This window comes from Clostridium lentum, assembly GCF_014287815.1.
Taxonomy (GTDB): Bacteria; Bacillota; Clostridia; order Clostridiales; family Clostridiaceae; genus Clostridium; species Clostridium lentum.
This window is the reverse complement of sequence record NZ_JACOOQ010000007.1, coordinates 95,673-117,139: the sequence shown is the minus strand read 5'-3', so window position 1 is coordinate 117,139 and position 21,467 is coordinate 95,673. Positions and strand designations below refer to the sequence as shown.

Sequence of the window (21,467 nt, the reverse complement as noted above, 5' to 3'; positions counted from 1 at the left end):
AAGACTTATAAAAAAAATAAACAACTTTTGGATGAAGTTTATGAAAAGATAAGAGTATTGAATAATGCAATATTGCAAGGCGAAGATAATATTAAAAAGCTAAATTTAGAAATTAATAATATTGATGAAAGTATTAGAAAATATGAAAATGATGAAGAAAAAGTAAAGGATCAGCTAACTAGATTTAGTATATATAATGAAGGGGAAGTAATAAAAAAGGATATTGAAGATTTATTAGCTGAATATGAAGCTCTAAATAAAGAAATTTTTGGTACTGAAAAGGAATTAAAAGAAAAAATAGTAGAACTTAATATAAAATTTACTGAGGTTGAAGATGAATTGAATTGTAAAACTGATAAGTATAATCTTATAGAGAGTGATTATATTAATGAATTTTATAATTTACAAAAGGAATTAGAAATTAAAGATTTAATAGAAAAAGAAAAAGAGAAAAATAATAATCTTAATGAACAAAAAAATTCTATAAATATTGAAATTGCTAAGGAAGAAACAATAATTGAACAATTATATAAAAAATTAATTAATGAATTTGGTAAGGTAGAGCCAAAGGATAAGTCATTGTTGTTTGAAAAGAATTTTAGTGAGGAAATAGCTAAACTAAAATTACAAATTAAAGATGAGGAAAGACGTAAAAAGAAGATTGTTAAAGAGTACTCAGAAATTAATCAAAACTTAATAAACTTAAGTGAATTTGAAGATTTTAAAATTACTTTACCAGAGGAAGTGAAAATTTCTATAGAAGATTTTGAGTTATATATTGGTAAAACTAAGAGAAATTTAAGATTAATAAGGGATGATGAAGCTAACTTTGAAAAAGAATTAGATAAACTTATATTTGAAATTAAATTAAAAGATCAATTTAAAGAGGAAGCGCTATTTAAAGAACCAATAGATACTCTTAAATATTTAACAGGAAAACCAGCAGAGTTTAAAGAACAATTAAATTTAGTTATTGATTCTTACAAAATGTTGATGGATAAATTATTAGCAGATATTGATTTAATAGAGAAAGAAGAGAATAAAATACTGGAAAGTATATTAGAGTATATTGAAGAAATCCAGAAAAATATTGATAAGATTGATGATAATTCAAGTATTACTATAGGTGGAAAGAGAATAAAAATGCTTAATATATCTATAGATAGTTTTAGTGATAATAAGGAACTATATAGGGTCAAGCTTAAGGAGTATATTGAAACTATAAGAGATAGAAGCTTAAATGAACTTGAAAATAATAATAATATTGAAGATATAGTAAGCAATAGAATTAATACTGTTAGGCTTTATGATGAAGTTATCGGAATAAGTAATGTTAATATTAAGTTATATAAGATTGAAGAAGACAGACAAAGATCTATAACTTGGGATGAGGTTTCTAAGAATTCAGGGGGAGAAGGCTTCTTATCGGCCTTTGTGGTTTTATCAAGTTTATTATCATATATGAGGAAAGATGAAAGTGATATATTTAATAGAAAAGAAGATGGAAAGGTTATTATTATGGATAATCCATTTGCTCAAACAAGCTCTGCTCATCTTTTAAAGCCACTTATGGATATTGCAAAGAAAAGCAATACTCAGCTTATATGTCTTACTGCCCTAGGAGGAGATTCTATATATAATAGATTTGATAATATTTATGTATTAAATTTGATACCTTCTAAGATTAAAAGTGGAGTTAAATATTTAAGAAGTGAGCATATAAAAGGTGAAGAGGAAAAGGAAGTAGAAGTAGTTGTTTCTTCTAGATTTAAGATAGAAGATCAAATTAGGTTGTTTTAAATAATAATTAATAAAGCTACATAAGAATTGAAAAAATATCTTATGTAGCTTTTATTAAATACAATAATTGATCTATAATTTCTTATTAAATTAATTATAAGAATAGTAATTATCTTTTATAGAAAGTATTTCAATTTTTATTTTAAAAATTTTTAAAGAGATGATATATGTCACTATTATGATTTATTATATAGGAATAGAATAAATTAATTAATAAGAAGAAGAAATAAAATGAGTAAATTAGAGCAAAGAATGAAATTAGCAAATGAAGCTGTAGAATTAATTGAGGAATTTAGAGGAGAAGCTGGAATATTAGGACACAATCCTTTACAATCGGTGTCTATAAAAGAAGATGGAGAAATAATCGAAGTTGATGATGAATTTGATGGTGTAATAGAATATTCACTTACAGAGATAAGTTCAGTTTTTTCACTTGAAATGAGAGGATGGGGACCATGTCCTGCTGGGTTCTATGAAGGTATGGGATTAGCATTAGACGATTTAGAACATAATTTTAAGAAATATTCTAAAGAAGAGTTTAAAGAGTATGTTGGAAATTTAAAATATGCTGAATATAGATGTGAAGAGATATATAAAAGATTAGAAGAAATAGAGAAGGAAGCTGAGGAGTTAGATAAATAATTATTTATTTGATATAAATAAAAAAGATATTGTAAAAGCATCAATAATAGATGTAAGACTAAATATTATTATAAAAATAGAATCAGAATAAAAGTTAATTTAATATATGATGAGAGGGGAAAGGTATAAATGGGAAAGAATGCTGGAACAGTAGCACTAGCTGATATAAAGTGTTATAGGGATAAAGAAAGAACTGATTTAGTAGCAGAATTTAAAAGTTTTCCAGAGGTAAGAAAGTTTTTAAATGTACAAGCTGTTGGAGATAGTTTAGAAAGAGCAAGTGAAAGTGGAAAGCCAAGTAGAGGGTATTATTGGAGAGTAGAAAATTTTAGATATGGAGATAGATCAGAAATGAATATGGAATCAGTAGTGAAAAATCATGAAATACAAGAAACAATAATAGATGAAAAGTTAAAAAATTTTATAGGGGCATCAAAGGATTACATTAGTAAAGATAAATTTTTTCAAACTTTAGCAGAAAATAAGAGTAAATTTGTTAAAAGATTTCCTTTAGATAAGCTATTAGATATACCTATAGAGGAATATATAGTTTTAAAGGCCAATTATCCAGAGACATATAATGATACATTTACTTATTGGCTAGAGAGAAAAGAGGAAATAGGTGGAGCTATTGGTGGAGGTAATTCTTCTAAGTTTTATATTTATATGGATACCTCTGGAAAATATTGTATAGGATATGGAAGTAAAAAAAGATATATTGAAGGTGATGAGTTAAAGTATGAATATCATGAGCTTATCTCTAAAATAGTAAAATCAATAGAGTTTGCAAAGGAAGATAATATAGAAGAAATAAAAGAGTTAAATCCACCATTATGGAATATGGTATTACTTAAAATATTATCAATTTATATGCCAGATAAGTTTATAGATATTTATTCATCAGCAGTATTAGTTCCATTAGCAGAAATATTAAATTTAGATACAGATAAATCACCAGAAAATATTATAGCAATAAATTATTTAGCTACTAAAAAACTTAAGGCAATGGATGAGTTTAAAGAATGGGAGATGTTTAAGCTATCAAATTTTGTGTGGGAAACCATTAGGAAAGTTCCAAGAAAAATAACTTATTGGGCTTTAGGTCATAATTATGATGGAAATAATATACTTCCAGATTTAATAGAGAAGAATAAAATAGCAGTAGGATATTTTGAAGAAGATTTAAGTGATGTAATTATAAATAAAAGAGCTTTGAAAGAGTATTTAAAGGAACATAATTATGATAATAATACAATTAAAACCTTAACTAATTTTAGTGAAATAAAAAAAGGTGATATTGTTATATTAAAAAGTTCTTACACTAAAGGCGAAAAAAGAAATATTTCTGTGTTTAAAGTATCAGCAATAGCTGAGGTACTTGAAGATGTTACTAGTGGGTACGAATATGATGAAAAGTTACATCATACTCTTCCTGTGGAATGGATATCAAAAGAAGTTAGAGAATTTGAGGGGATAAATTATTTAGGTACACTTACTAAAATAAAAAATGATAAAAATTTAAATATAATTTTAAATAATACTAATTTATCAGATGAGTTACACGAAAGTATATCTAATGAAGAAGATGAATTAAATGAAGATAATAAAAACTTTATCTTATATGGCCCTCCAGGAACAGGAAAGACTTATAATGTTATAAATGAAGCATTAGAAATAATTGACCCTGAAGGATATTCAGAAATAGCTGAGGAGAATAATAGAGAGGCTATACTAAATAAATATAAGGAGCTTGTTGATAAAGGTCAAATTGATTTTTGTACATTCCATCAAAGTTATGGATATGAGGAATTTATAGAAGGTTTAAAGTCAGATGGAAAAGGTAATTTTGTAACAGAAGATGGTATTTTAAAAAGAATAGCTTATAATGCAGCTTATGAAGGATTAAAAGATGAATATAAAGAAGATGAAGTAAGTTATGATGATAAGAAGGTTAAAGTTAATAATTATATTAATAAGGAAAGAGCTTTTAAAGAAGCAAAGAAGTTTGTACTTATTATTGATGAGATTAACAGAGGTAATATATCAAAAATATTTGGTGAGCTTATTACCTTATTAGAAGAGGATAAAAGAATAGGTACAAGTAATCAAATTGTCGCTAACTTACCATATACAAAAGAAAAGTTTAGCTTTCCAAATAATTTATATATTATAGGAACAATGAATACATCTGATAAATCTATAGCTCAAATTGATATTGCATTAAGAAGAAGATTTATATTTGAAGAAATGATGCCAGATTATGATGTATTAGATGAAATTGATGGCATAGAGCTAGATAAATTATTAATTGAAATTAATGAAAGGATAGAATTCTTATTGGATAGAGATCATTTAATAGGTCATGCATATTTTGTTAACTGTAATTCATATTTAGATATTATCAATGTAGTTATTAATAAAATAATTCCTTTATTACAAGAATATTTTTATGGAGACAACGAAAGAGTAGGAATGATTCTAGGGGGAATAGGACTATCTAAAAATGATAAATCTATTGTTTATAGAGAGGAAAAATCAGCAGAAAAAATATTTAAAGGCTTTAAAAATATTAGTGATTTAGGTTCTGAAGAGGTTTTCAGAGTAAAAACAGAAATCGGAATAGAGGAGCTTAAAAATATTTATGAATAGTAAATATATTGTCTTAAGGGAAGGATATGACTGGTTAAATATAGGTGAAGGAAAAAATGAAATATCGATTTCTGAATATAAAAATCTTTGTGTATATTTAAAGAAAAATATAGGTAATAAATCAATAGTATATGATTATAATAAAATTAAATTTATTAATTATGTTGGAATAATAAAGATAAATAATTTAATTATTGAGATATTGCCTAAGATATCTTTAAGCAATGACATAATCAAAGATAGGGAAATTCTTGTGTTTATGCTTTCTAAATGTAATAAATTATCTGTAGATATAAATGAATTATTAAATAGCAATATTTTAAATAATTCATTGCTAGATATTTTGGCAAAAGTGTTTTCAAAAAAGCTTTTAAATGAATTACAAAAGGGATTATATAGAGAATATGTTTCTAAAGAAGAAGCTTTAAGCACGATAAAAGGAAAAATTCTAATATCTAAAAGTATAAAAGAAAATACCATTAATAAAAATAAAATGAATTGTAAATATGATGAATTCACTGAGGACAATTTATTCAATGCTATTTTAAAAAGGGCTATTAGTGTTATTTTATTTTCAATAAAGAATGATGACGTAAAGAAGGAATTAAATATCATAAATAATGTTTTAAATGATATTTCAGATATTTATATTCCTAATAATATTATTTTAAATTATAAATTAAATAGAATGAACAATAGATTTTTAGAGTGTTTTACATTAGCAAAATTAATATTATTAAATTCTAGTATGGATAAATCATTAGGTAAGGAAAATGGATTTTCAATTTTATTTGAAATGAATTATTTATATGAGGAATACATTGGAGTTTTATTAAAGGAAGTTTTTAATGATACTAATATAAGTATAAATACTCAGGAAAAGTCTAGATATTTATTATGGAATACTTTAAAAGAAAGAAATGAAATAGCATTAAAGCCTGATATTGTTATATATAAAGATAATAAACCTAAGGTTATAATTGATACAAAGTGGAAGAGCTCATCTATTAATAATATAGAGATTTATTCTCAAAGTGATATTTATCAAATGTATGCTTATATTACAACATATGCAGAATGTGAAGAGTGTATTTTGTTATATCCTAAGTTTGAAGATATTAGTCATTCATACTGGAAATTAAATCAGAATATAGGAGATAAGAAAATTTTAATTTCTGAAATTAGCTTAGAAAGTTATGAAAAAAGTAAAGAAGAATTATTTAAATTAGTTTAAAGGAAATAAGCCAAATGATAAATAACACATTAGATTTTTACAATAACAATTCAAAATCATATATAGAAAGTACACTATCAATAGATATGAGCCATTTATATAAAGATTTCCTAAAAAACATACCTAAAGATGGTCATATACTTGACTTAGGATGTGGTTCAGGAAGAGATAGTCTTGAATTTATAAAAAGAGGATACAATATTACAGCAGTTGATGGATCAAAAGAATTATCAATTGCTGCAAGTAAAGTTATAGGACAAAAAGTAATTTGCAATAAATTTGAAGACTTACAATTAACAGAAAAATTTCATGGAATATGGGCATGTGCTTCATTGCTTCATATAAACAAAAGATATCTAATTAATGTAATAAAAAATATATCATCTAATTTAGAAGACAATGGAGTATTTTATATGTCATTTAAATATGGAAAAGGTGAATATATTGATAAAAAGGGAAGATATTTTAATTGCTATACAGAAAAAGCATTTAAAGAAATGATATTAGCAGTTCCAAAATTAGAAATAATTAAGATATATAAATCAGAAGATACAATTGGTGGAAGAAATAACTTACAGTGGCTAAATGTATTGTTGAAAATAAATTAAAGTTATAAAAATGGGTATATAATGATTTTTAACCTTAATGTGCGAAATTCTCCCATCTTCTATAAGTTGGAGATGGATAGCACTTGACGATAGTCAACAAGAGTAGTATGTTGTAATCAATAGTAATTAACTACTGGTGGAGCAACTATTGAAGTGGTGAGAAAATACATTGAGAATCAAGGGGTAAAATAATGCTTAAAGCTTATAAATATAGATTATATCCTAATTTAGAACAAAGAGAATATTTAGTTAAAACATTTGGGTGTACTAGATTTATATATAATAAAATGTTAGCTGATAAAATTGAGTATTATAAAGAAACTGGCGAAATGTTAAAAAATACACCTGCACAATATAAAAAAGAATTTGAATGGCTAAAAGAAATTGATTCATTAGCACTAGCAAATGCTCAACAAAACTTAGAAAAAGCTTATAAAAATTTTTTTAGAGATAAGTCTATAGGATTTCCTAAATTTAAATCCAAGAAAACTAATTACTATAGTTATACTACTAATAATCAAAAAGGAACTGTATATATTGAAAATAATCATGTAAAAATACCAAAACTAAAAACTATGATAAAAATAAAATATCATAGAGAATTTACTGGGACTATAAAAAGTTGCACAGTATCTAAAACTCCAAGTAATAAATATTTTATATCTATATTAGTAGATACTGAAAATAAAACATTACCTAAAGTTGATAAGAAAATAGGTGTAGATGTTGGACTTAAAGAGTTTGCAATATGTAGTGATGGGTACAGGGTATCAAATCCAAAATATCTAAGAAAGTCAGAAAAGAGATTAATTAAACTACAAAAGGATTTGTCAAGAAAACAAAAGGGAAGTAACAATAGATACAAAGCAAGATTGAAGGTTGCTAAATTACATGAGAAGATAACTAATCAACGTAAAAATTTTTTACACAAATTATCTACTAAGCTAATAAGAGAAAACCAATCTATAGCTATAGAAGATTTGAAAGTAAAAAATATGCTTAAAAATAATAAATTATCAAAAGTGATTAGCGAAGTAGCATGGAGTGAATTTAGAACAATGTTAGAATACAAGGCTGATTGGTATGGAAGAAATATTGTAGTTGCTCCAGCTAATTATGCAAGTAGTCAATTATGTTCAGAATGTGGATATAAGAACATTGATGTAAAAAACTTAGCATTGAGAGAGTGGACTTGTCCAGAATGTGGTACAAAACACGATAGAGATATAAATGCAAGTAAAAACTTATTAAAATTAGTAATATAATTTTAGTATTATCTTGAGGTAGGAACTACCTTATAAGCTTGGGTGAACTTGTACCGTTAGGTATATTGACCAAGAAGCCCCCACTTCTATAAGTGGAGAATAGTTCACAGAAAATCACTATATACCCTTAAACTATGTTAAAATATAAAAAAAGCTTAATATAATACTATTTATCAGAAAAGTGTTTGTAGAGATAAATGGGAATATACAAAAGTGTATTAATATTTTATAAAGTTGAAATAGAGGTATAAATTTATGATAAGTCCAAAAGCAAATGAAATTAAGGAATTATATTACAAAGATTCATATACATGTTATTAGAGCATTATAATATCAAAAAAGGACAATCACACAATGCATTACAAGATGTTTTGGATCTATTAGATTTATTAAAAGTTATAAAGCCAGAAAGATGGTGTGCTTTAAGTATATCAAGATCAGTTTCAAAGAATGATAATAAACAAGGAAAAGATGGTACTAAAAGCTCAGCAAAGTCTAATAGTTTTAGAAAGTTTGCAAAGGATAAGGAAAAAGTTGCAGAAGAAAAAGAAATGATTGAGTTTGCTAAAAATAATTTAATAAAGGATATATTTAATAAAAAGAAAATAGTTTTTACTGGTGATATGTCTAAAAGTAGAGCTGAGATGAGAGCTACAACTATAAGATATGGGGCAGATTCTCCAACAAGCATAAGTGGAAAAACAAATATTCTTGTTATAGGGGAAGAGGCAGGAAAAAGTAAATTAGAAAAAGCTAAGCAGCTTAGTATAGAAATAGTTACTGAAGATGAATTTTGGGATATTATTCATAAAGAAACAGGTATGAAATAATAACAAAGTGAGGTTTGTTAAAGGATTTGTGTTAGTATAAAGTAGTGGATATATTAACTAAAAATAATATTAGTCTTCTTAGAGATGATTCATTTATACATTTAGATCAAGGAGCTCATTATACAAGTCCGATATTTCAAAAGAAATTTAAAATTTATAATTTAGAAATATATATAGAACAGGCTTATTGAATGCATATACATTTTATGGTAAAATTGAAAGGTGGAAATGATTCAGATAATAGAAAGGAAAACTAATATATAAGATTTATCATAGGAATTGTACATATGGATATACATAGGAGAAAGCAAGAATAGAGGACAAAGGCCTCTTTTTTTAATGTAGAAATAAGATTTATAAGAGAAGACTTATAAGGTCAGTAATATAACTTCAGAAAAGTTTAAAAAGATACCAGTGAAGGATATTAGTAGGTTAAAAGGAGTATGTTTAATAATTGGGAGGAATCAATATGAATATTCAAGATTTCTATATAGGTAAGTCTTTTGATGCATATGAATTTTTTGGAGCACATAAAATAGGTAATAAAATTTTATTTAGAGTATATGCACCAAATGCAGCAAAAGTATCATTAGTAGGCGAATTCAATGATTGGCAAGAAGAAGAAATGGAACAACAGTATCAAAGTGGAATATATAGTATTACCTCTGAAAATGCACGTGTAGGTATGATGTATAAGTATTGTATTCATACACGAGATGGACAAGTGGTTTATCATTGTGATCCTTATGGATTTGCTATGGAATTAAGACCTAATAGTGCTTCATATATAGTGGATTTAGAAGAATATAAGTTTAGTGATGATGAGTGGATGAATAAAAGAGATAAGTGTTATAATAAGCCATTAAATATTTATGAGATTCATATGGGATCATGGATGAAAAAAAATGACGAAACTTATAATAATGGATGGTATCGTTATAATGAAATTGCTGATAGACTTATAAATTATGTAAAGGAAAATGGTTTTACTCATATAGAGATAATGCCTTTATGTGAACATCCTGTAGATTGTTCTTGGGGATATCAAAATACGGGATTCTTTAGTCCAACATCAAGGTATGGTACCAATAAGGAACTTAAAGAGCTTATAGATAAATGTCATAAGGCCAATGTAGGCGTAATATTAGATTTTGTTCCAATACATTTTGCAGTAGATGATTATGGATTAGCAAAATTTGATGGTACGGAACTTTATGAATATCCACATAAAGATGTAGGCGCTAGTGAGTGGGGAACTTGCAATTTTATTCATTCTAGAGGAGAAGTATGCTCATTTCTTCAATCAGCAGCAAATTATTGGCTTAAGGAATATCATTTTGATGGTTTAAGAATGGATGCTATAAGTAGAGCTATATATTGGCAAGGAAATCCTGCAAGGGGGGTAAACTCTTGTGCAATTAATTTTATTAGAAATATGAATGTTGGACTTCATAAACTTCATCCTACTGCTATGATAATAGCAGAGGATTCTACTGCATATCCTAAAGTAACTGCACCTGTAGAATATAACGGATTAGGCTTTGACTATAAATGGGATTTAGGTTGGATGAACGATACATTGGAATATTTTAAGATATCACCGAAAGAGAGACCAAATCATTATTACAAGTTAACTTTTTCAATGGAATATTTTTATAATGAGTTATTTTTATTACCTTTTTCACATGATGAGGTGGTTCATGGAAAAGCTACTATCATTCAAAAGATGTGGGGAGACTATGAAGATAAATTTAAACAATGCAGAGCACTATATATGTATATGTATACTCATCCAGGAAAGAAGCTTAACTTTATGGGTAATGAAATAGCACAATTTAGAGAATGGGATGAAAAGAGAGAGCAGGATTGGCAATTAATTAAGATGCCGTTACATTATGCTTTTAATAAATATATAAAGAGATTAAATGAAGTTTATGATAATTATGAAGCTCTATATAAAAATGAATATGATAGCAGTTATTTTAAATGGCTAGAAGTAAATGCACCAGAAAAGTCAGTATATATATACGAACGTGGGCGTAGTGATCATAGAATCATAGTAGCACTTAATTTTTCAGATAATGAATATGCTCCATTTACATTTAAAGTTGAAGAGGAGCTGAGGTTGAGAGAAATAGTAAATAGCGATAGTGACATTTATGGTGGAAGCACATGGGGAATGAGAAGTGATGTTACTACAACAAAAGAAGATAATTATTTATATAATTTGAGTATTAATTTAAAGCCTTTTTCAGGTATAATTTATGAAGTAGTAAATGATTAGAAAGGCATGAGTATGGTAGCAAAAACTCCATACTCAGAAGTATTAGAGGGTCAATGGTTGACTCCAATGCCAGTAAAAATCTTAAAAAGATTAGAAGATTAATTAAAGAATGCGAATTTAAGATAGCAACTAAAGCTTTTCTAGTAATCAAATTAGAGATTTTTTTAGAGAATACTAGAGTATTATATTTATCATATTCCATAAGATATTTACTATCAATAAGAATAGCATTAAGTTTATAGGCAATTTCCTGAAAGGGAGCATATCAAAGGCATGTTTTTTTTAAAATCATTAAGAACATACTTTCGAGTAAGAAAAAAATATAGTATAATTAAAATAAAAAAGAAAAAGTATGGAGTTGTTAAATGAAAGGTAAGGAACACATGATGATAGGGACTACCGCTACAGCTACCATGGGTATTGGTTTTTTAATGAACAATAATATTGGCGATGTAGTACATTTAGTTCCTTTAATAGCCGGTGGCTTTATAGGCTCATATATGCCAGATATAGATTCTCATAAATCTAAAGCAAGTCAGGTATTTAATAAGATAATTATGATATTAATGGTTGCTTTAGTAGTAGGATATAGTTTTGGCTTAGCTCTTAGTGTGGATGATATATTAAATATTTTTAAATATACTAGTGAAAATTATTTGGGATTAGTTTTTTTCTGTGTCAATACTGTTCTTGGAAAGCTTTCTCCCCATAGAATGTTTACTCATAAAATATTAGGTACAACATCCTTTTGCTGGAGTGTATTTTTAATAGGTAATAAATATTTGGCTCTCGGTTTTACAACAGGTTATATATTACATATTGTATGTGATAGATTTTCGCCAAGAGGAAAAAATCTTAAGTTTTTTGAATTTAAGCTTCCTTGTAGGAATAGTAAAAATAAAACATCTGTTGATTGGTAGAGTTATAAATTCTTAAAAGAAATACGTAGTTAGTGATAAAGCATACATAGTGTATGTTTTATTTTTTGTGTATAAATTTTAGTGCAAATGGCAAATAATATTCGTAAATGCTTAAAAAGAGAGGAAGGTTATTATGGAATATAGTGAGAGAATGAAGGAAAAGTATATGACCAAGATAGATAAAATAAATAAAATAGATGATGAGGACACAAGAGTGCATTTAAAATTAAAATTAATGGCAGATATAATTAATGAATTAGATAAAAATTAAACAATAAAAAATTTAGATAATATTTTGGAAGGATATATGGTTATGGTGAAGAATTAAATAATTATAGTTGTGGTAAAAATTTTTGATTAAATACATAAATTAATTCATATAATTAAACTTTTGATAATAATATATAATAGATATAATTAAAGAAGGTGATTGATATGATTAGTAATAAAAAGGTTATAGAGAAATATTACAAGAAGATGGAAACGATTAACAAGATTGAAGATGAATTCACCAAATCTCAAAATAAAATGAAGTTAATAATCGATATGATGATGTATGAAAAAAATGATAAAAAATGTGAAAAAGAAGCTTAAAATAAAAAAGCAATAATTAATTCTTTTATAGAGTAAATTATTGTTTTTTTTGTTTGTTAAAGAATGTATAATAAAAGTGATAAATGAAAAATTATGCATAAATAATATTATGAGGTGGTGAATTATGACTGTTGATTTATTAAGAATAATTCAGAATATGTTTATGGATAAATACAGTAGAAAAGATATAAATGGCCAGTTTGCTTCATATTTTAACAGGATTATAGGTGTAAGTAATAAGGAAAATTATGATGATATTCTTAGTACATTAAATAAAAAATGTTATGAGAATAGTAATGTATCATTAATTTTTGATGGTGAGATACCTTTAAACGGTGAAATTGAGCTTATTGAATACATTTATAATGAACTTAACTCTATGAATATATTTAATATAGTTAATGAAGATATAGTTATTTTTGATGATTTAGCAATAAATACAGCTTTTTTAGAGGCTTTACAGTATACAATTGAATTATCAGTAAAAAATGAAAGTTTTTTTAATGAATCTATAAGAAATAATTTTATAACTAAACTTATAGTATGGGCATATTCATGGATTAAAAATCTTGATTATAAAAATTCCATTAATACTAAATGTATATATTATGGAAAGATAAATAAACATGAAATATATTTTTTAATAATGCTTTATAAGATGGGATTTGATGTTTTATATTTAAATCCTTTAAAAGAAGAATACTGGAATGAGGTTGATACTGATAATTTAAGTAAATGTTATGTGGAAAGTAGCATTACTGATCTTGAAAGTTTTAATATTAAGACTCATAGAGGTCATGAAATAGAAGTTGTTGAAACAGTAACAAAGCAAATTGAAAAAAGTATTCATGAAGAATTATTTTCTAATACAGGAATGTATAAACCATGGAAGTTTAGAAAAGGATTTACTAAAAGTGTATTATTAGATACTATTTTAGAGGATATATATATTTATTGGAATGAACCAGCTAAGCTTAGACCAGGATTTAAAGTTGAAGATATGGTAGTTACAGTTCCAAGCATTTTTTATAAAATTGATGGACAGTATTGCAGTATTGCTGAAAATCAGAAAATACTAAAACATTGTTTAAATGCACCAAATACATTGTTTTTTAATGGAGGAAATATTTCTAGAGATATATCAGTATCTAATGATATGTTCGAATTAATGTTTTGTCAGTTAAGTGATGGTACATTTGATGTGGAAGAAATAAAAAAGAGTAGAGTTTATACGTTAGGAAAGTATAATGAAGAGTTGCAAGATTTACTATTAAATAAGTTTAATCAGTTTATTAAAGAAAATAAGATATTAAAGATGAGTTTTGATAAAAAGCTATCTTTAAAGCTTTTAGCATTAATTTTATATCTAAATGAAAGCATAATAAGAATAATAGATAATTTCGATTTTGTTTTTTCTATACCTAAGATAGTTATTTATTTAAATGGTGAAGATACTATTAATGAATGGATGGTTATCTTATTATGCTATTTACATAATATAGGTATTGATATAGTTATTTTTAATCCATCAGGATCTTTCAATATAAATAAATATATTAAGGAGAATAAGATTGTTATTAATAGATTAGAAGAAATACGCTATGATTGTAAATTTGATGAGATAATAAATTATAAGCAAAGCTTTTTTTCAAGGATTATGAATAAGTAATTAATAAAAGAAAGTAAGGAGAGAATAATAGTGAATGGAAATAATTTTAATAGCATGATGAATATGACTGATAACACTATGTTTGCTACTGAAAATAGCATGGCGGAGATCACTAATAATTTAGAAGAATATAAAGAAAGATTAAGGTCTCTTAAGGAAGTACAAGATCTTACAAGTGAAATAGAAGTACAAAATCCAAATTCAATTGTTCAATTTGGTCAAAAAGCTAGTGAAAATATATCAAAAATTTCTGATGAACTTTTAAATTCTATGAAGGAAATAAAAGCTGAGGAAACAACAGAAATGTTAGTTAACTTAACAAAAATAATGGATAAGTTTGATGTTAAAGAAATTAAAAATATAAAACAAGAAAGTTTTGTTTCTAAGATTTTCAAAAGTGCAGGAAATACTATAGCTAGATTATTCCAAAAATATGACACCATGGGATATGAAGTGGAAAAGGTTTATGTATTATTAAAGAAATATGAAAGCGATATTAAGGAATCAAATAATAAATTGAAGAGATTATATGATGGCAACATGGCTTATTATCAAGAATTGGAAAAATATATAGTGGCAGGAGAATTAGCTTTAGAAGAAGTTGAACAATACATTTATCAAATTCCTCTAAATAATACTATCAGTGAAGAGGAAAAGAATATGATGGTACAAAAGCTTGAAATGTGTAAAGAGATGTTAAACCAACGTATATATGATTTAAGAATTGCTGAAAATGTAGCAATACAAGCCGCTCCAATGTTACAAAGCATGCAAATGTCTAATTTTAATTTAATGAGAAAAATAAATTCTTCATTTATTGTAACACTTCCTATTTTTAAACAATGCCTTGCACAAGCAGTTTTATTAAAGCGACAAGAAATTCAAGCTAAGTCATTAAAGCAGTTAGATGATAAAACAAATGAACTTATCATGAGAAATGCAGCTAATACTTCTAGACAATCAGTAGAAATAGCTAAAATGGCTTCAAGTAGCTCTGTTGCCATTGAAACTTTAGAAAAATCATATGAAACAATAATGAGAGGTATTGAAGAAACAAAAGCTATACAACAAAGCAATGCATTAGCAAGAAAAGAAAATACAACTAAGCTTGAAAGTATAAAAATGACAATGAAAAAAAGTATTTCCTTATAAGGGTTGAAAATTAATTCTTAAAGCGGTAATATATACTATATAAAGAGGAGAAAGAAAAGAGGTGCATTGAATATGGCAATTAATTTAGGATCTATGATGGGAAACAGAAGTGGAGAAGTAGTTAATGCGTTGAATTTGCAAAAAAATCAAATTTTAGATTTAACTAAGAAAAATCCAGGCTTAGAAAAAGTAGTTTTAGGAGCAGGTTGGGATATAGCAAAGAATGGTTATGATTTTGATTTAGATATTGCTGCTTTCTTATTAAATAGCAATGGTAAAGTACAGAATATACCGCAAGATGTTATATTTTTTAATAATATGGAAGCTCCAGGTATTGTCCTTGAAGGAGATAACAGAACTGGTGCAGGTGATGGTGATGATGAAAGAATAACTATAGATTTATCACAAATTAGAAGTGATATAGCAAAAATAGTTTTTGTAACTACAATTCATGAAGCGCAAGCTAAGAGACAAACATTTGGTATGGTAGAAAACTCATATATAAGATTATTAGATGCTAAAAATAATGAAAAAGAAGTATGTAGGTTTAATTTGAAAGAAGATGGTTCTACTAGTACGTCAGTAATATTTGCCGAACTATTTAGAGAGGGTTTTGAATGGCAGTTTAAGGCTGTAGGCGAAGGGAAAATGGCAGATTTAAATGGTATTTTATCGCTTTACATGTAAATAAATAAGTAAAAAAAATATATATATAGGAGAAAAAATTATGGGAATTAATTTAGGTGGAAATTTTGGTATGTCAAATAATGATTCAATGCCAGTTTTAAATTTACAAAAAAATGATATATTAGATTTAACTAAGAAAAATCCAGGATTAAAGAAAGTAATTTTAGGTGCTGGTTGGGATATATCAAGAAATGGAGCAGATTTTGATTTAGATATTGCAGCATTTTTGTTAGATAGTAATAATAAGTTCAACACTGTATCTAATGTAATTTTCTTTAACAATCCAAATGGACAAGGAATTACACTAGGTGGAGATAATAGAACAGGTGCTGGTGATGGTGATGATGAAAGAATATTAATAGACTTACAAGCAATTGACTCTAATATAGCAAAGATAGCATTTGTAGTTACTATACATAATGCACAAGCTAAGAGACAAACATTTGGAATGATAGACAATTCATATGTAAGACTATTGGATGCAGAAAATAATGAAAAAGAACTTTGTAGATTCAATTTAAAGGAAGATGGTTCTACTAGTACTTCAGTTATATTTGCTGAGCTGTATAAAGCAGGTTCAGAATGGGAATTTAAAGCTGTTGGTGAAGGACGTATAGCTGATTTAAATGGTATTTTAGCATTATATGCATAATAGATAAAGGAGAATTGAGGATGTTATTAAATTTACAAAAAAATGATATATTAGATTTAACTAAAAAGGATCCTTCTTTAAAAAATGTGATTTTAGCAGCAGGTTGGGATGTAGCAAAAAAAGGTTTTTTTGGATTAGGTAAAGATTTCGATTTAGATTTAGTTGCGTTACTTTTAGATGAAAGTGGAAAGCTAATAGCTAAAGATGGAATGGTCTATTTTGGTAATAAAAGAAATAATGGAATATTTCTGCATGGAGATAACTTAACAGGTCATGGAGATGGCGATGATGAAAGAATTTCAGTTTCATTAAATAATCTTCCAACAAGATGTTGTAGAATAATGTTTGCTATTACAATATATGAAGGAAAAGCAAGAAAGCAGTCTTTTTCAAAAGTAAAAAATGCTTATGTTAGATTATTAAATGAAGATAAATCATGCCAAGAAATATGTAGATATAATTTAACTGAAGATGCTGGTAATAATACTTGTGTGAAATTTGCAGAGCTTCGTAAAGAAAATGGTGAATGGCAATTTAAAGTTGTAAGTGAAGCTATAGAAGCATCTATACAAGAGCTATATAATAGCTATAGATAACTATAATTATTAAATAGTTAAGAAAATAATAAAAAATTTCATATATTTTTAGTAACTAGGGGGAAGAAAATTGTTACAGGGATTAAATGATCAAGAAGTTTTAGACAATAGGCAGAAATTTGGTGATAATAAAATAATTGAAGCAGAGCCAGAAACATTCTTAGATAAGTTTAAAGATGCTTTTGGAGATCCAATGATAAAATTACTAATAGCCATTGCGTGTATAATGGCTATTATGGCTTTTTTAGGCTATGCTGAATGGGGAGAGCTTATAGGAATAGTTATTTCTGTATTATTAGTTACAGTTATATCAGCTAAAACTGAAATGTCCAGTGATAATGAGTACAGAAAATTAAAAGATGGAGCTAAGAAAGAGCTTTGTAAAGTTTATAGAAATGGCAAAATAGTTGAAATAGAAGTAGATGATGTTGTAGTAGGTGATAGAATTATCATACAAAGTGGAGATAAAATTCCAGCAGATGGAGTATTGTGTTCAGGAGCAATTGCAGTAGATAATTCAGCCCTTAACGGAGAATCAGAAGAGTGTAAGAAGTATGCTATACCTAATGATTTTATTTACAGGGAAGTTGCTATTACTGGAGATACATTTGTAGACAAGCATTCTTTATTTAGAGGTGCTGTTGTGGTAAATGGTGAAGGTGTACTAGAAGTTAAAAAAGTGGGCATGATGACTATGATGGGTGAAATGGCTAAGGACATGCAAGATGATGATGTAGAAAGCCCATTAAAAGTTAAGCTTTCTAAATTAGCTGATAGTATATCAAAGTTTGGATATATAGGAGCAGTGGTTATTGCAATAACTTTAATGATTCATAAAGTTATAGTAGCTGGTGGAGTATCTCCATATTTTGATCTTGGTATGATGTATGTATTTAAAGATTTATTAGAAGTTTTAATGTTAGCAGTTGTTATAATAGTTATGGCTGTTCCAGAAGGACTTCCTTTAATGATTGCCATAGTTTTAATGCAAAATACATCTAAGATGCTACAAAATAATGTATTGGTAAGAAAGCCTATAGGGATTGAAACAGCTGGTTCATTAAACATATTATTTTCTGATAAGACAGGAACAATTACTAAAGGTGAGCTGGAAGTAGTTGAATTTTTTGATGGAGATTTAAAAGATAGCTATCAATCTAGTAAGTATACAAAAGAATATATGGGACTTTGTATTGGAAAAAATACAGGTGCTATGTTTGATAATAATGATAAAGTTATCGGTGGAAATGCTACAGATAAAGCTTTATTAAATTTCTTAGGTAAAAATGAAATGAACTCTTTAAATGATATAAAAGTTGTTAAGAGTCAAGGTTTTAACTCTGCTAACAAATATTCAGCTGCTGAGCTTGAAAATGTTACAGTATATAAAGGGGCACCAGAAAGATTGCTTGGTAAGGCCACTAAGTATATCAATCAAAATGGACAAGTACTTCCAATAGATAAAGATAAATTAAATGCTAAAATAGATTCATTAGCTGATAAAGCAATGAGAGTTTTATCATTTGCTTACTCTGAGAGTGAATTAATTGAAGATGCATTACCAGATGATTTAGTTATTGTAGGTTTTGTTGGTATAAGGGATGATGTAAGACCAGAAGCAAAGCAAGCAATTAAAGAAGTACAAAACGCTGGTGTACAAGTTGTTATGATTACAGGTGATAGAAAAGAAACAGCTGTAGCTATAGCAAAAGATAGTGGGTTAATTAAATCAGATGATGAGTTAGCATTTACTTCTGAAGAATTAAATAAAATGACTGATGACGAGATAAAAGCTGTTATTACAAAGATAAGAGTTATTGCAAGAGCATTACCAACAGATAAATCAAGAATGGTAAGAATTGCACAAGAGCTAAATCTAGTTTGTGGTATGACTGGTGATGGTGTTAATGATGCACCAGCATTAAAGAGAGCAGACGTTGGTTTTGCAATGGGATCAGGTACTGATGTTGCAAAAGAAGCTGGTTCAATAGTTATCTTAGATGATAATTTTAAATCTATAGAAAATGCTATTTTATATGGTAGAACTATTTATAATAACATATTGAAGTTTATTAAATTCCAATTAACTATAAATGTAGCAGCTGTTGCAGTATCGGCTATTTCGCCTTTCTTTGGTGTTGAAGAGCCATTAAAGATTACACATATCTTATGGATAAACTTAGTTATGGATGGATTAGGTGCTTTAGCTTTAGGAGCTGAGCCAGCTTTAAAGAAGTATATGAGTGAAAAACCTAAATCAAGAACTCAAAGTTTAGTGAATAAAAACATGATGTCTCAAGTTTTATGTGCAGGGGCATGGCTTGGGGTAATAAGTTTTGCATTCTTAAAGCTTCCATTCTTTAAAGAGTTCTTTGAAAATGAAGGACAACATTTAACAGCATATTTTTCAATGTTTGTTTTTTCTGCTGTAGCCAATGGATTTAATGTACGTAGTGAAGGTATTAATATATTTGATCATATCAAAGAAAATAAAGGTTTTATAAAGGTAATGTTAGCGATTGTTTTAGTTCAAATAATTTTAACATTTGTAGGTGGGGAAATATTCTCATGTACACCTTTTGGAATTAAAGGATGGTTAATTATTATAGTTATGTCATTGACAATGATACCGGTAGATATGTTAAGAAAGATAATAATGAAATCATCTGAAAAATCTTTAACATATGAAAATGATGTTGAAGCAGTTTAATTGAAGATGAATTAATGAAAAAGACTATTTCTTTTGAGATAGTCTTTTTTTATTAATTTTCAATTGAAAATATTTATATATTTTGTTCATAATTATATTTTATATTATAGGTAATCGATAAATGGGCTGGAAAAACCTCTAGATGTCAGCGCAATAATTTTATAATATGAAGACCTTACAAGTAAGAAAGCTTTTTTTATCCATAATTTGATATACTGATGGAAATTAGGAATTGAATCAGCATCAAGACTATTATCTTTAATATATGATTTTATATCAAGTAATTTAATGTAGCTTTCTTTGGAAAATGGAATATAGAAGCCAGGTATGCTTTTACATATATCATATACCTCATATTTATTGTAGTTTATTACTCCTGCAGTATAGGCTAAGATTGTTAGGGTATTACGGATTATATAGCCAACTCGCTTAATTAAGGTAGCATTTGAAACAGTCTTAGTATTAAAGTCATAAGATATGTTTCTTAACTTCTTATAATTTGAAGCAATATCATTAGTCATGTTGGTATATAGTCTAAGATTATATAGGCAGTATTCGAAAAAACCGCTACGAGAATAAAGGATTAAACCTTCTAGCTTGACACTCCAGAGAAAACTATCGCCATATAAGCATAAATCATAAATTTCATCGGTAGTATAAATTGATATCCATGAAGGAGGAATTTGCATTTCTTCAGCAATATTAAGTTTAGTTATTAATTTTTCACTATAGGAACAGTTATCGATTACTATCAAAAAATCAATGTCGCTATGGATATTATTATCACCACGAATAAATGATCCAAAAACTATAATACTTTCTATGGAGTAGTCTTCAGGATTTACATTATAAATTTTATCATTTAAAGTAATTTCCATATATTTTACTCCTTTATCTATAAATATAAGAGTTCTTTATATTTATAGTATATGTAATGGAAATATTATTGTCCTACTTAGAAAAAAGTTATGAGTGATAAGCATTTTTTGTAGAAAATATTTAAAGAATATTGAAGCTTGGTAGCAATAAATATATAATTGTAGTAAAAAAGTAAAAGTGGTGATTTGTTTGTAAAGCGTTGAGGTAAATAAACAATAAAAATATTTTATTAAATGGCTCTTTAGTATATAATATATCTAAAATATGTTAAGGATATTTAATGTATATTATAAAAA

Annotated in this window: 16 protein-coding genes and 1 pseudogene; 16 read left to right on the top strand and 1 reads right to left on the bottom strand. The window is 26.8% G+C overall.

The features are described from left to right. From H8R92_RS05980 to H8R92_RS05905, 16 genes and pseudogenes are all read left to right on the top strand, one after another. Positions 1-1,800, top strand: a pseudogene (locus H8R92_RS05980) (coiled-coil domain-containing protein); the annotation flags it as partial. Between the two features lie 231 nt (positions 1,801-2,031). After that, positions 2,032-2,442 carry a hypothetical protein gene (locus tag H8R92_RS05975; protein WP_186834960.1) on the top strand — a complete coding sequence of 137 codons (411 nt, stop codon included), beginning with the start codon at positions 2,032-2,034 and terminating at the stop codon, positions 2,440-2,442. Positions 2,443-2,571: 129 nt separating this feature from the next. After that, entirely contained in the window at positions 2,572-5,091 is a 2,520-nt protein-coding gene (locus tag H8R92_RS05970) for an McrB family protein (RefSeq protein WP_186834959.1), read from the top strand. Next, positions 5,084-6,325: an McrC family protein gene (locus H8R92_RS05965; protein ID WP_186834958.1), complete on the top strand. Its 1,242-nt coding sequence runs from the start codon at positions 5,084-5,086 to the stop codon at positions 6,323-6,325. The genes H8R92_RS05970 and H8R92_RS05965 overlap by 8 nt, the downstream gene beginning before the upstream one ends. Before the next feature lie 14 nt (positions 6,326-6,339). Continuing rightward, positions 6,340-6,933 (top strand): class I SAM-dependent DNA methyltransferase, encoded by a 594-nt coding sequence (locus tag H8R92_RS05960; protein ID WP_186834957.1) that lies wholly within the window; start codon positions 6,340-6,342, stop codon positions 6,931-6,933. A 191-nt stretch (positions 6,934-7,124) separates the two neighbouring features. Beyond that, positions 7,125-8,198 (top strand): IS200/IS605 family element RNA-guided endonuclease TnpB, encoded by a 1,074-nt coding sequence (gene tnpB / locus H8R92_RS05955; RefSeq protein ID WP_186834956.1) that lies wholly within the window; start codon positions 7,125-7,127, stop codon positions 8,196-8,198. A gap of 371 nt (positions 8,199-8,569) precedes the next feature. Continuing rightward, on the top strand, positions 8,570-9,028 hold the full coding sequence (locus H8R92_RS05950) for a BRCT domain-containing protein (RefSeq protein ID WP_022211604.1): 459 nt from the start codon (positions 8,570-8,572) through the stop codon (positions 9,026-9,028). Positions 9,029-9,497: 469 nt separating this feature from the next. After that, the gene (glgB, locus tag H8R92_RS05945; RefSeq protein ID WP_186834955.1) at positions 9,498-11,312 is read left to right on the top strand and encodes a 1,4-alpha-glucan branching protein GlgB; all 1,815 of its coding nucleotides are present in this window, start codon (positions 9,498-9,500) and stop codon (positions 11,310-11,312) included. Positions 11,313-11,677: 365 nt separating this feature from the next. Next, complete coding sequence (locus H8R92_RS05940; protein ID WP_022211601.1) at positions 11,678-12,232, top strand: metal-dependent hydrolase; 555 nt, start codon at positions 11,678-11,680, stop codon at positions 12,230-12,232. A gap of 133 nt (positions 12,233-12,365) precedes the next feature. After that, the gene (locus H8R92_RS05935; RefSeq protein ID WP_022211600.1) at positions 12,366-12,503 is read left to right on the top strand and encodes a hypothetical protein; all 138 of its coding nucleotides are present in this window, start codon (positions 12,366-12,368) and stop codon (positions 12,501-12,503) included. 447 nt (positions 12,504-12,950) lie between these two features. Then, positions 12,951-14,495, top strand: coding sequence for a YceG family protein (locus tag H8R92_RS05930; protein ID WP_186834954.1), 1,545 nt, complete (start codon positions 12,951-12,953; stop codon positions 14,493-14,495). Between the two features lie 30 nt (positions 14,496-14,525). After that, the gene (locus H8R92_RS05925; protein ID WP_291661245.1) at positions 14,526-15,647 is read left to right on the top strand and encodes a toxic anion resistance protein; all 1,122 of its coding nucleotides are present in this window, start codon (positions 14,526-14,528) and stop codon (positions 15,645-15,647) included. Positions 15,648-15,719: 72 nt separating this feature from the next. Continuing rightward, the gene (locus tag H8R92_RS05920; protein WP_186834953.1) at positions 15,720-16,334 is read left to right on the top strand and encodes a TerD family protein; all 615 of its coding nucleotides are present in this window, start codon (positions 15,720-15,722) and stop codon (positions 16,332-16,334) included. Positions 16,335-16,374: 40 nt separating this feature from the next. After that, positions 16,375-16,986: a TerD family protein gene (locus H8R92_RS05915; RefSeq protein ID WP_022167968.1), complete on the top strand. Its 612-nt coding sequence runs from the start codon at positions 16,375-16,377 to the stop codon at positions 16,984-16,986. A 20-nt stretch (positions 16,987-17,006) separates the two neighbouring features. Beyond that, a complete protein-coding gene (locus H8R92_RS05910; RefSeq protein ID WP_243166581.1) occupies positions 17,007-17,582 on the top strand; it encodes a TerD family protein in 576 nt (191 codons plus the stop codon). Positions 17,583-17,652: 70 nt separating this feature from the next. Continuing rightward, entirely contained in the window at positions 17,653-20,292 is a 2,640-nt protein-coding gene (locus tag H8R92_RS05905; protein ID WP_022211593.1) for a calcium-translocating P-type ATPase, PMCA-type, read from the top strand. Between the two features lie 104 nt (positions 20,293-20,396). Here the strand turns inward: H8R92_RS05905 and H8R92_RS05900 are convergent, their stop codons facing one another. Next, complete coding sequence (locus tag H8R92_RS05900) at positions 20,397-21,170, bottom strand: nucleotidyltransferase domain-containing protein (protein WP_186834951.1); 774 nt, start codon at positions 21,168-21,170, stop codon at positions 20,397-20,399. Positions 21,171-21,467 lie beyond the last annotated feature (297 nt).